Origin of the sequence: Pseudomonas koreensis (assembly GCF_025447595.1) — a bacterium.
Classification (GTDB): Bacteria; Pseudomonadota; Gammaproteobacteria; order Pseudomonadales; family Pseudomonadaceae; genus Aquipseudomonas; species Aquipseudomonas koreensis_H.
Genome location: NZ_JAOEJU010000002.1, coordinates 361033 through 373396, shown reverse-complemented (window position 1 = coordinate 373396; position 12364 = coordinate 361033). Strand labels below are relative to the sequence as shown.

The following is a 12364-nucleotide window of genomic DNA, read 5'->3' as shown; positions in this document are numbered from 1 at the left end:
GAGTCTTGCTATGGCACTCGATGAGTTTGGGTATAGCTCAAGTCAAGCGCTGGCGGGGGCAATGAAGGAAATTCCGGTGCGCAGCGCCGCGTTACGCACGTGTTCCTGCATGGCTTTCTGCGCCGCAGCGGAAGCGCGGCGAGCCAGGGCGCGGAGGATCTTGCGGTGCTCCTGCCAGGTTTCCATGGCCCGTTCGACGCGGATGAACGGTAGTTTCTGGCTCTCCAGAAAAATGTCGGCGCTGGCGGTGAGGATGCTCAGCATCGCCTGATTGCCGCTGGCCAGCAGGATCCGCCGGTGGAATTCGAAATCCAGTCTCGCCGCTGCCTCGAAGTCGCCGGCGCGCAGTTGCTCGCGCATGGCCGCGACGTTGTCTTCCAGCTCATCCAGATCAAATGTGCTCAGCGTCACCGCCGCCAGACCGGCCGCGAACCCTTCCAGCGCGTAGCGCAACTGAAAGATTTCCAGCGGCGAAGCCTGGGCTGCAAACGGCCACGCCGGTGCGCCCTCGCCGCGCGTCAGCTCCACCGGTGCCTGCACGAACACGCCTTTGCCCGGCTGAATGCTGACCACACCCAGCGCACTCAAGGACGACAAGGCCTCACGCAACGACGCGCGACTGACGCCCAGCTGAACCGCCAGATCCCGTTGCGAAGGCAGCGCATCGCCGGGGCCGAAGCCTTGCTCGGTAATCAGTTTGCGGATCGCTTGCAGCGCCACTTCGGGTACGGCGCGGGAGATCGAGTTCATGGTTTTCCAGATGGACCAGGCCAAGGTGCGGCCAGTTGTAATGCTATTCGAGGCATCAGGCAAGTCGTGCCCCAGCGGGGTTCGACAGTGCGCGTCGATGCGCTATCGCAGTGCGAAACCCGACCTGACTGTTCAGACCAGTAAGACCGAATAAACCCGCTAAACCCGTGGCTTTGCGGGGCCAAACCTCTGTATTGGCACGGCCCATGCTCTGTCCGATCGCAGAATTTACTTCCCGCCGATCCGGAGATTGTCCATGACGAAGCGTTACAGCGCCCTCCTCGCCGCCCTGTTTGCCGGTCTGATGTTGAGCCAGGCCCCCGCCCATGCCGATGGTCTGGATGACGTGGTCAAACGTGGCACATTGAAAGTCGCCGTGCCTCAGGACTTCCCGCCATTCGGCTCGGTCGGCCCGGACATGAAGCCGCGCGGTCTCGATATCGACACCGCGAAACTGCTGGCCGACCAGCTCAAGGTCAAACTCGAACTGACCCCGGTCAACAGCACCAACCGCATCCCGTTCCTCACCACCGGCAAGGTCGATCTGGTGATTTCCAGCCTCGGCAAGAATCCCGAGCGCGAGAAGGTCATCGACTTCTCTCGCGCCTATGCGCCGTTCTACCTCGCCGTGTTCGGCCCGCCGGACGCAGCCGTCAGCACCCTCGACGACCTCAAGGGCAAGACCATCAGCGTCACCCGTGGCGCCATCGAGGACATCGAGCTGACCAAAGTCGCCCCCGAAGGCGTGACCATCAAGCGCTTCGAAGACAACAACTCGACCATCGCCGCCTATCTCGCAGGGCAGGTCGACCTGATCGCGAGCGGCAACGTGGTGATGGTCGCGATCAGTGAAAAGAATCCGAAACGCGTCCCGGCGCTGAAGGTGAAACTCAAGGACTCGCCGGTCTACGTCGGCGTGAACAAGAACGAGCCGGCGCTGCTGGGCAAGGTCAACGAGATCCTGGCCACCGCCAAGGCTGACGGCGCACTGGAAAAGAACGCGCAGACCTGGCTCAAAGAGCCACTGCCGGCCGACCTCTGACCGGCGACGCGGGAGACTTTCATGGCCTATCAGTTCGATTTCTTGCCGGTGGTGGAAAACACCGACCTGCTGCTGCGCGGGGCGTTGTTCACCCTTGAGCTGACGGCCATCGGCGCGATGCTCGGGGTTGGCGTGGGCATCGTCGGGGCGCTGGTGCGGGCGTGGAACATCCGCCCGTTCTCGACGATCTTCGGCGTTTATGTGGAGTTGATCCGCAACACGCCGTTCCTGGTGCAACTGTTCTTCATCTTCTTCGGCCTGCCGTCCCTCGGCGTGCAGATTTCCGAGTGGCAGGCGGCGGTGCTGGCGATGGTGATCAACCTCGGCGCGTACTCGACCGAGATCATCCGCGCCGGCATCCAGGCGATTCCGCGCGGGCAGCTGGAAGCTGCGGCGGCATTGGCGATGAGCCGCTTCGAAGCGTTCCGCCACGTGGTGCTGCTGCCGGCGCTGGGCAAGGTCTGGCCGGCGCTGAGCAGCCAGATCATCATCGTCATGCTCGGTTCGGCGGTGTGTTCGCAGATTGCCACCGAAGAGTTGAGCTTTGCCGCCAACTTCATTCAGTCGCGCAACTTCCGCGCCTTTGAAACCTACGCCCTGACTACCCTCATTTACCTGTGCATGGCGCTGCTGATCCGTCAGTTGCTGAACTGGCTCGGTCGGCGCTACCTGTCGAAAAGCAGCGCAAGGAGCAGCCAATGAGCGACTTCACGTTCTGGGACATCCTGCGCAACCTGCTGACCGGCCTGCAATGGACGCTGGCGCTGTCGCTGGTGGCATTCATCGGCGGCGGGATCGTCGGGTTGCTGATCCTGATCATGCGCATCTCGAAAAACTCGCTGCCCAGCAGCATCGCCCGCACCTGGATCGAACTGTTCCAGGGCACACCGCTGTTGATGCAGCTGTTTCTGGTGTTCTTCGGCGTGGCACTGGCCGGGGTGGAGATTTCGCCGTGGATGGCGGCGGCGATTGCCCTGACGCTGTTCACCAGCGCCTACCTGGCAGAGATCTGGCGCGGCTGCGTCGAGGCGATTCCCAACGGTCAGTGGGAAGCTTCGTCGAGCCTGGCGCTCAATCCGCTGGAGCAACTGCGCTACGTGATCCTGCCGCAAGCGCTGCGGATTGCCGTGGCGCCGACCGTGGGCTTCTCGGTGCAAGTGGTCAAGGGCACCGCGGTGACCTCAATCATCGGTTTCACCGAACTGACCAAGACCGGCGGCATGCTCGCCAACGCCACCTTCGAACCGTTCATGGTCTACGGCCTCGTTGCCCTGGGCTACTTCCTGCTCTGCTACCCCCTGTCCCTCAGTGCGCGCTACCTGGAAAGGAGACTGCATGCCTCTGCTTAGAATTTCCGCCCTGCATAAATACTACGGCGATCACCACGTGCTCAAAGGCATCGACCTGAGTGTCGAGGAAGGCCAGGTGGTGGCGATAATCGGCCGTAGCGGCTCGGGCAAATCCACCCTGCTGCGCACTCTCAACGGCCTGGAGTCGATCAACGACGGTGTGATCGAAGTCGACGGCGAATACCTCGACGCCGCCCGCGCCGACCTGCGCAGCCTGCGGCAGAAAGTCGGCATGGTGTTCCAGCAGTTCAACCTGTTCCCGCACCTGACGGTCGGCGAAAACGTGATGCTCGCGCCGCAGGTGGTGCAGAAAGTGCCCAAGGCCAAGGCGCAAGAGCTGGCCCGACAGATGCTGGAGCGCGTCGGTCTGGGCGAGAAATTCGATGCGTTCCCGGAACGGCTCTCGGGTGGCCAGCAACAGCGTGTGGCGATTGCCCGAGCGCTGGCGATGTCGCCCAAGGTGTTGCTGTGCGACGAGATCACCTCGGCGCTGGACCCCGAACTGGTCAACGAAGTGCTCAGCGTGGTCCGCCAGCTCGCGAAGGAAGGCATGACCCTGATCATGGTCACCCACGAAATGCGCTTCGCCCGGGAGGTCGGGGACAAACTGGTGTTCATGCATCAGGGCAAGGTGCACGAGGTGGGGGATCCGAAAGTGCTGTTTGCCGATCCGCAGACGCCGGAGCTGGCGAATTTCATTGGCACGGTTGAAGCGACAGCCTGAGGGCTCTGCGGGGGCTTGACGGACGCCTACGCGAGCAAGCTCGCTCCCACAAAGGAACGCGTACCCCTGTGGGAGCGAGCTTGCTCGCGAATGGCCGCGCCGCGGTCTTGAGACTTTATGCGCTGAATCAAGGGTTTGAACCCTGCGCGTTGGCGCCAGCGTTTGATCGTGGCACGATGTCGGGGTTATCGACCGAGACCCCCAGACCATGCCGCAATCCCAAGCCAAGAATCTGTCCCTGATCGCCGCGATCGACCTGGGCTCCAACAGCTTCCATATGGTCGTGGCCAAGGCCCAGAACGGCGAAATCCGTATTCTCGAACGTCTCGGGGAAAAGGTTCAGCTGGCCGCCGGCATCGACGATGAGCGCCAGCTCAACGAAGAATCCATGCAGCGCGGGCTCGACTGCCTCAAGCGCTTTGCCCAACTGATCAACGGCATGCCGCTGGGCGCCGTGCGGATCGTCGGCACCAACGCCCTGCGCGAGGCGCGCAACCGTGGCGAATTCATCCGCCGTGCCGAAGAAATCCTCGGCCATCCAGTTGAAGTCATCTCCGGCCGTGAAGAGGCCCGCCTGATTTACCTCGGCGTGTCCCATACCCTCGCCGACACCCCGGGCAAACGCCTGGTCGCCGACATCGGCGGCGGCAGTACCGAATTCATCATCGGCCAGCGTTTCGAACCGCTGCTGCGCGAAAGCCTGCAAATGGGCTGCGTGAGTTTCACCCAGCGCTATTTCAAGGATGGCAAGATAACCCCGGCCCGCTACGCCCAGGCGTACACGGCGGCGCGGCTGGAAATCATGAGCATCGAACACGCCCTGCACCGCCTGACCTGGGATGAGGCCATCGGCTCCTCGGGCACCATCCGCGCCATCGGCCTGGCGCTGAAGGCCGGCGGTCACGGCACCGGCGAAGTGAACGCCGAAGGTCTGGCGTGGCTCAAGCGCCGCCTGTTCAAGCTCGGCGATGTCGACAAGATCGATTTCGAAGGCATCAAGCCGGATCGTCGGGCGATCTTCCCGGCGGGTCTGGCGATTCTCGAAGCAATCTTCGACGCCCTTGAACTGCAACGCATGGATCACTGCGAAGGCGCACTGCGTGAAGGCGTGCTGTATGACCTGCTGGGTCGCCATCACCACGAAGACGTGCGTGAACGCACCCTGACCTCGCTGATGGAGCGCTACCACGTCGACCTGGAACAGGCCGCACGCGTCGAGCGCAAAGCTCTGCATGCGTTCGATCAAGTGGCCGTGGATTGGGAGCTGGACGACGGTATCTGGCGCGAACTGCTGGGATGGGCGGCGAAAGTGCACGAAGTCGGGCTCGACATCGCGCACTATCACTACCACAAGCACGGCGCCTACCTGATCGAGCACTCGGACCTCGCCGGGTTTTCCCGCGAAGACCAGCAAATGCTCGCCCTGCTGGTGCGCGGCCACCGCCGCAACATTCCCAAGGACAAGTTCGCCGAGTTCGGCGACGACGGCGACAAGCTGATCCGCCTGTGCGTGCTGCTGCGTTTCGCCATCCTGTTCCACCACATCCGTGGCACCCAGGCGATGCCGCAAGTGGCGCTGCATGCCAACGGCAACAACCTCGATGTGGAATTCCCGGAAAACTGGCTGGATGAAAACCAGCTGACCCAGGCCGATTTCGGGCTTGAGGCCGAGTGGTTGACGCGGGTGGGGATTGTCCTGACCGTACACTGAGTAACCGGCAGGTACAAAAAAGGCGATCCGGATGGATCGCCTTTTTTATTGTTCCGAAATCTTCGGTCAGCTGCTCACCGGCAAAATCGGGCTGCCCAACCGCTCCAGCAACGTCGCCTGCGCACTGCGCGGGTTCTGGTTGCCGGTCGGCGTGTTGCGGATGTAGCGGCCGTCCGATTGCAGGCTCCAGCTATGGGTGTTATCGGTCAGATACAGCTCCAGCTCTTTCTTGACCCGAGTCAGCAGCTTCTTGCCTTCCACCGGGAAGCAAGTCTCGACGCGCTTGTCGAGGTTACGCTCCATCCAGTCGGCGCTGGACAGGAACATCTGCTCCTCGCCACCGTTGAGGAAGTAAAACACCCGGGTGTGCTCAAGGAAGCGGCCGATGATCGAGCGCACGTGAATGTTGTGCGAAACCCCGGCGATGCCTGGACGCAGACAGCACATGCCGCGCACCACCAGATCGATGCGCACACCGGACTGGCTGGCCTTGTACAGCGCACGGATGATCTTCGGATCGGTCAGCGAGTTGAACTTGGCGATGATGTGCGCAGGCTTGCCGTCGAGCGCAAATTGCGTCTCGCGGGTGATCATGTCGAGCATGCCCTTCTTCAGGGTGAACGGCGCATGCAGCAGCTTCTTCATGCGCAGCGTTTTACCCATGCCGATCAACTGGCTGAACAATTTGCCGACGTCTTCGCACAAGGCGTCGTCGGAGGTCAGTAGGCTGTAGTCGGTGTACAGACGGGCGTTGCCGGCGTGGTAGTTACCGGTGCCGAGGTGCGCGTAACGCACGATCTCACCGGCCTCACGGCGCAGGATCAGCATCATCTTGGCGTGGGTCTTGAAGCCGACCACGCCGTAGATCACCACCGCACCGGCCGCTTGCAGACGGCTGGCCAGTTGCAGGTTGGACTCTTCGTCGAAGCGCGCACGCAGTTCGATGACCGCCGTCACTTCCTTGCCATTACGCGCGGCGTCCACCAGCGCATCGACGATCTCCGAGTTGGCGCCGGAGCGGTACAGGGTCTGGCGTACAGCCAGAACGTGCGGGTCTTTGGCAGCCTGGCGCAGCAGGTCGACCACCGGGGTGAACGACTCGAACGGGTGCAGCAGCAGGATGTCCTGTTTGCTGACAACACTGAAAATGTTCTCGCTGTTTTGCAGCAGTTTCGGGATCTGCGGCGTGAATGGCGTGTATTGCAGCTCCGGATGACTGTCCAGACCGGTGATGCTGAACAGACGCGTCAGGTTCACCGGACCGTTGACCTGGTACAGCTCGGTTTCGCTCAGGTTGAACTGCTTGAGCAGGTAGTCCGACAGGTGTTTCGGGCAGGTGTCGGCGACTTCCAGGCGCACGGCGTCACCGTAACGACGGGAGAACAACTCGCCACGCAGGGCGCGGGCCAGGTCTTCGACGTCTTCGGAGTCGAGCGCAAGGTCGGCGTTTCGGGTCAGACGGAACTGGTAGCAGCCTTTTACCTTCATGCCCTGGAACAGGTCATCGGCGTGGGCGTGGATCATCGACGACAGGAACACATAGTTGTCGCCAGGGCCGCCAACTTCTTCCGGCACCTTGATGATTCGCGGCAGCAGGCGCGGCGCCGGGATGATCGCCAGACCGGAATCGCGACCGAAGGCGTCGATGCCTTCGAGCTCGACGATGAAGTTCAGGCTCTTGTTCACCAGCAACGGGAACGGGTGCGTCGGGTCAAGGCCGATCGGGGTGATGATCGGCGCGATCTCGTCGCGGAAGTAACGGCGCACCCAGGTCTTGAGCTTGGTCGTCCAGTAGCGGCGACGGATAAAGCGGATCTGATGCTTTTCCAGCTCCGGCAGGAGGATGTCGTTGAGGATCGCGTACTGGCGGTCTACGTGACCGTGTACCAGCTCGCTGATGCGGGCCAGAGCCTGATGCGGTTGCAGGCCATCGGCGCCAGCCTGTTCGCGGGCGAAGGTGATCTGTTTCTTGAGGCCGGCGACGCGGATTTCGAAGAATTCGTCGAGGTTGCTGGAGAAGATCAGCAGGAACTTCAGCCGCTCCAGCAACGGGTAGGACTCGTCCAGCGCCTGTTCCAGCACGCGGATGTTGAACTGCAGTTGCGACAATTCACGGTGGATATACAGGCTGCTGTCATCCAGACCGGGAATCGCGATCGCCGGGACCGCCGCGGCGGCTTCTGCGGCCGGCGCGGGTGGCGCTGGCTCCAGTTCCGGCGGGGTTTCGGTAATCTGCTCGACCACGGGTTGAGCTTCTTTTACGGCAACTTCAGTGAGTCCTTCGGTATTCATCGAATGTTCCTGGGAGGGCTATTTCTGCTCTCGTAACAATTGAGCGGCACGGACAGCAAAGTAAGTCAGGATGCCATCAGCGCCGGCACGTTTAAAGGCGGTCAGGGATTCGAGGATCACGCCTTCGCTCAACCAGCCATTCTGGATCGCCGCCATGTGCATGGCGTATTCACCGCTTACCTGATAGACGAAGGTCGGCACTTTGAAGGCATCTTTTACCCGGAACAAAATGTCCAGGTACGGCATGCCGGGTTTGACCATGACCATGTCCGCGCCTTCAGACAAGTCCGCGCCCACTTCGTGCAGCGCTTCGTCGCTGTTGGCCGGGTCCATCTGGTAGGAAGCCTTGTTCGCCTTGCCCAGGTTCGCGGCCGAACCGACAGCATCGCGAAACGGGCCGTAATAGGCGCTGGCGTACTTGGCCGAATAGGCCATGATCCGCACGTTGACGTGACCGGCCAGCTCCAGCGCTTCGCGGATCGCCTGAATGCGGCCGTCCATCATGTCCGACGGGGCAACCACCTGGGCGCCCGCAGCGGCGTGGGACAAGGCCTGTTTGACCAGTGCATCGACGGTGATGTCGTTCTGCACATAGCCTTCTTCATCGAGAATGCCGTCCTGACCGTGAGTGGTGAACGGGTCGAGGGCGACGTCGGTGATCACGCCCAGCTCGGGGAATCGGTCACGCAGGGCGCGGGTGGCGCGCTGGGCGATACCTTCGGGATTCCAGGCTTCGGCGGCATCGAGGGATTTGAGTTCAGGAGGGGTGACCGGGAACAGCGCCAGCGCCGGAATCCCCAGTTCGACCCATTTGGCAGCTTCTTCAAGCAGCAGGTCGATGGTCAGGCGCTCGACACCCGGCATCGAGGCCACGGCTTCGCGGCGGTTTTCACCGTCAAGCACGAACACCGGCAGGATCAGGTCATCGACCGTCAACACATTCTCACGCACCAGCCGCCGGGAAAAATCATCACGACGATTGCGACGCAGACGGGTGGCAGGGAACAGACGGTTGGCTGGGGTAAAGCTCACGGCAGACTCCTGAGCCCGCGCAAACGGGCGAGCGTGACAGTTATAGACGGCCATTATGACGAACAGATGACAGTTGTGTGAGACCTGTGACGTGTAGTCGCATTCCATTCTCAGCGTAGGAATTGTTCACGTCGAGACACATTTCGACACTTTCCTGAATGTGCCCGAAGGGTTAGGCTGCGCGTTCATTTCGCCAGCACCCAGACAATGCTCCAACAATTTCTGCATGACTTCGGCTACTTTGCCCTGTTTCTCGGCACGTTTTTCGAAGGCGAAACCATCCTGGTGCTCGCGGGCTTCCTTGCGTTCCGTGAATACATGGACATCAAACTGGTGGTGGTCGTGGCGTTCTTCGGCAGCTATGCCGGCGATCAGCTGTGGTACTTCCTGGGCCGCAAGCACGGGCGCAAATTGCTGGCGCGCAAACCGCGCTGGCAGATGATGGGCGACCGCGCGCTGGAACACATCCGCAAGCACCCGGACATCTGGGTCTTGAGCTTCCGCTTCGTGTACGGCCTGCGTACGGTGATGCCGGTGGCGATCGGCCTGTCGGGCTATCCGCCGGGACGTTATCTGCTGCTGAACGGTATCGGCGCCGCGATCTGGGCCACCGCCCTGGCCGCTGCCGCCTACCATTTCGGCGCCGTGCTCGAAGGCATGCTCGGCAGCATCAAGAAGTATGAGTTGTGGGTGCTGGGTGCGCTGCTGGTGCTCGGCCTGGGCCTGTGGCTGCGCCGTCGGTTCAAAAATGCCCGGCTGGCAAAAAAGGTCTACGAGCAAGAGCAGGCCGAGCAACTGGCCAAGGCCGAACGGCACAAAGCCGAAATGGCCAAGGCCGCCGACCCTAAGACGCCAGCCGAGTAAGTCGCTGGCGGCAGCAATACAGCCCGATGCCGCTGAGCAGGCTGTAACTGAGCAGGCCGACCCACATCCCCGGGCTGGCCGGCCACAGCCCGACCAGCGGCGCCAGCCACACCAGCGGCAGATTCGATGCCAGCCGCAGCACTTCCAGCTTCCCCGCCCACGGGCGATTCTCCAGGGCCACGCCCAACACGAACAAACCGAACGCCATCGCGCCCCAGCCGAGCAGTAATGCGCCGGTGGACAGACTGCGTTCCAGATTCAGCAGATAACTGCCCAGCCCCACATAAACGCCGAACTGCATCCCCACGTACCACTGCTGACGGTTGTCCAGCGGCACCTCGAATTTGCGGAACTGACTGAGGTCCGGCTTGCTCATCGGGTACTTCGCCGCGACGTCCGCCGGACGCCAGCCAGTACGCATGAACCAGATCCGGATCTTGTCCCACGTGCGCTCGGCCCGGCGCGCGTCATCCCATAGCTGCGCGTAGAACTGCAGATTCGCCCACAACGGATTCCAACTCGCCAGCGGCGTAGTGACGCCGAAAATCACCGGTTCATTGTCGTCCTCTTCCTGAAACGAGCCGAACAGACGGTCCCAAATAATGAACACCCCGCCGTAGTTGCGATCCATGTAGAGAGCGTTCTGTGCATGGTGGGCCCGATGATTGGACGGCGTAACGAAGCACCACTCGAACCAGCCAAGCTTGGGAATGTGCCGGGTATGGACCCAGAACTGATAAAGCAGATTCAGCGCTGCGACACTGACGAACACCAGCAATGGCACCCCGAGCACCGCCATCGGCAGGTAGAAAATCCAGCCCAGCAGAAACCCGGTGCTGGTCTGGCGCAAGGCCGTGGAAAGGTTGTAGTCCTCGCTCTGGTGATGCACCGAATGCGCGGCCCAGAGGATGTTGCGCTCATGGCCCATGCGATGCAGCCAGTAATAGCAGAAGTCATAGAAGACAAAGGCAAACACCCAGACCCAGACGCTGTCTGCCGGCAACCTGACCAGCGCCAGATGCTCCAGGGCAAACGCATAGGTCACCAGGCCCACACCCTTGGTCAACAGGCCGGTGGTGGTCGACAAAACCCCGGTGCTGATGCTGTTCACCGCATCGGCCAGGCGATAGTTGCTCACTCTTCGCCAGCGGTCGGCGATGAGTTCGGCGGCGATCAATACGAAGAAAAACGGCACCGCATACAGAATGAAGTTCATGACGTGCCTTGGTCGGAATCTGTAGCACAGATCCTAGGTGTAGCCGCGGCTTCACCCTATGGCAACGGACGACAAATTAGTGGACATTTAACGCCATGAATCTGGAGAGAAACCCATGAGCAAAAAAGTTGCAGTGATCCTGTCCGGTTGCGGCGTGTACGACGGCGCCGAGATCCACGAGAGCGTCATCACCCTGCTGCGCCTCGACCAACGCGGCGCCCAGGTGCAGTGCTTCGCCCCGAACATCGCGCAATTGCATGTGATCAACCACCTGACCGGCGAAGAAATGCCCGAATCGCGCAACGTGCTGGTGGAATCGGCACGCATCGCCCGGGGCAACGTCAAGGATCTGGGTGAGGCCGATGTCGAGGACTTCGATGCGCTGATCGTGCCCGGCGGTTTTGGTGCGGCGAAGAACCTGTCGAACTTCGCCATCGAAGGCGCCGGCTGCACCGTGCAGCCGGAAGTGCTGGCGCTGGCCGAAGCCTTTGCCGAAGCGGGCAAGCCGGTGGGCCTGATCTGCATCTCGCCGGCGCTGGCCGCGAAAATCTACGGTCCGGGTGTGACCTGCACCATCGGCAACGACGCCGACACGGCCGCCGCCATGAACAAGATGGGCGCGACCCACGAAGACTGCGCGGTAACCGACATCATCGAAGACAAGGCGCGCAAACTGGTGACCACCCCGGCGTACATGCTGGCGCAGTCGATCAGTGAGGCGGCTTCGGGGATCAACAAGCTGGTGGATCGGGTGTTGGAGTTGACCCACGAAAACGACGCCTGAGCACCTCTTCCACTGGATCAAGACTGAACCCTGTGGGAGCGAGCTTGCTCGCGAAAGCGATGGGCCATTCAATATTGTGTTGTTTGGCCTGACGCCTTCGCGAGCAAGCTCGCTCCCACAGGTCTTGTATGAGGCTCAGGATTGGCGGGAAAGGCGGGTGAGGATCCGGTCCAGCGCATTGGCGAACGCCTGCTTCTCCCGGTCACCGAACGGCGCCGGGCCGCCGCTGACCTGGCCCTGTTCACGCAGGTCGGTGAACAGGTTGCGTGTCGCCAGCCGCTCACCCATGTTCTGCGCGTCGAACTCCTTGCCTCGCGGGTCCAGCGCTGCAACGCCCTTCTTCACCAACCGGTCGGCCAGCGGAATGTCGCTGCAGATCACCAGTTCGCCCGGCACCGCGTGTTCCACCAGATAATCATCCGCCGCATCCGGGCCGCTCGGCACCACGATCAGCTTGACGATCGCCAGCGCCGGTTTGCTCTGTGGCTGCCCCGCCACCAGCACCACTTCGAAGCGGCGCTTGAGGGCGAACTTCACCACCAGCTCCTTGGCCATCTTCGGGCAGGCGTCGGCGTCGATCCATACGCGCATGTTTTCTAC

12 protein-coding genes are annotated in these 12364 nt (G+C 61.8%); 7 read left to right on the top strand and 5 right to left on the bottom strand.

What is annotated here, in order from left to right:
• Window positions 1–42: 42 nt before the first annotated feature.
• Window positions 43–750 carry a FadR/GntR family transcriptional regulator gene (locus N8H71_RS05510; protein WP_262193217.1) on the bottom strand — a complete coding sequence of 236 codons (708 nt, stop codon included), beginning with the start codon at window positions 748–750 and terminating at the stop codon, window positions 43–45.
• A gap of 256 nt (window positions 751–1006) precedes the next feature.
• Here N8H71_RS05510 and N8H71_RS05505 point away from each other — a divergent pair, with 256 nt between their 5' ends.
• The 5 genes from N8H71_RS05505 (at window position 1007) to ppx (ending at window position 5576) form a co-directional block, all read left to right on the top strand.
• The gene (locus N8H71_RS05505) at window positions 1007–1792 is read left to right on the top strand and encodes a transporter substrate-binding domain-containing protein (protein WP_192562789.1); all 786 of its coding nucleotides are present in this window, start codon (window positions 1007–1009) and stop codon (window positions 1790–1792) included.
• 21 nt (window positions 1793–1813) lie between these two features.
• Complete coding sequence (locus N8H71_RS05500; protein WP_262193216.1) at window positions 1814–2494, top strand: amino acid ABC transporter permease; 681 nt, start codon at window positions 1814–1816, stop codon at window positions 2492–2494.
• A complete protein-coding gene (locus N8H71_RS05495) occupies window positions 2491–3141 on the top strand; it encodes an amino acid ABC transporter permease (RefSeq protein WP_262193215.1) in 651 nt (216 codons plus the stop codon). The genes N8H71_RS05500 and N8H71_RS05495 overlap by 4 nt, the downstream gene beginning before the upstream one ends.
• Window positions 3128–3865, top strand: coding sequence for an amino acid ABC transporter ATP-binding protein (locus tag N8H71_RS05490; protein WP_064600296.1), 738 nt, complete (start codon window positions 3128–3130; stop codon window positions 3863–3865). Before N8H71_RS05495 ends, N8H71_RS05490 begins: the two co-directional genes overlap by 14 nt.
• A 208-nt stretch (window positions 3866–4073) precedes the next feature.
• Window positions 4074–5576 carry an exopolyphosphatase gene (ppx, locus tag N8H71_RS05485; RefSeq protein ID WP_258712583.1) on the top strand — a complete coding sequence of 501 codons (1503 nt, stop codon included), beginning with the start codon at window positions 4074–4076 and terminating at the stop codon, window positions 5574–5576.
• 66 nt (window positions 5577–5642) lie between these two features.
• Here the strand turns inward: ppx and ppk1 are convergent, their stop codons facing one another.
• Window positions 5643–7868, bottom strand: coding sequence for a polyphosphate kinase 1 (gene ppk1, locus N8H71_RS05480; RefSeq protein WP_262193214.1), 2226 nt, complete (start codon window positions 7866–7868; stop codon window positions 5643–5645).
• An 18-nt stretch (window positions 7869–7886) separates the two neighbouring features.
• Entirely contained in the window at window positions 7887–8900 is a 1014-nt protein-coding gene (hemB, locus tag N8H71_RS05475) for a porphobilinogen synthase (protein WP_007951836.1), read from the bottom strand.
• Window positions 8901–9107: 207 nt separating this feature from the next.
• Here hemB and N8H71_RS05470 point away from each other — a divergent pair, with 207 nt between their 5' ends.
• The gene (locus N8H71_RS05470; protein WP_262193213.1) at window positions 9108–9764 is read left to right on the top strand and encodes a DedA family protein; all 657 of its coding nucleotides are present in this window, start codon (window positions 9108–9110) and stop codon (window positions 9762–9764) included.
• Here the strand turns inward: N8H71_RS05470 and N8H71_RS05465 are convergent.
• The gene (locus N8H71_RS05465) at window positions 9745–10980 is read right to left on the bottom strand and encodes a sterol desaturase family protein (RefSeq protein WP_262193212.1); all 1236 of its coding nucleotides are present in this window, start codon (window positions 10978–10980) and stop codon (window positions 9745–9747) included. The genes N8H71_RS05470 and N8H71_RS05465 overlap by 20 nt on opposite strands.
• Before the next feature lie 115 nt (window positions 10981–11095).
• On the opposite strand from N8H71_RS05465, the gene elbB reads away from it, so the two are divergent.
• Window positions 11096–11764: an isoprenoid biosynthesis glyoxalase ElbB gene (gene elbB / locus N8H71_RS05460; RefSeq protein ID WP_262193211.1), complete on the top strand. Its 669-nt coding sequence runs from the start codon at window positions 11096–11098 to the stop codon at window positions 11762–11764.
• Window positions 11765–11899: 135 nt separating this feature from the next.
• On the opposite strand, the gene N8H71_RS05455 is transcribed toward elbB, so the two are convergent.
• Complete coding sequence (locus N8H71_RS05455) at window positions 11900–12355, bottom strand: YaiI/YqxD family protein (RefSeq protein ID WP_262193210.1); 456 nt, start codon at window positions 12353–12355, stop codon at window positions 11900–11902.
• Window positions 12356–12364: the final 9 nt, after the last annotated feature.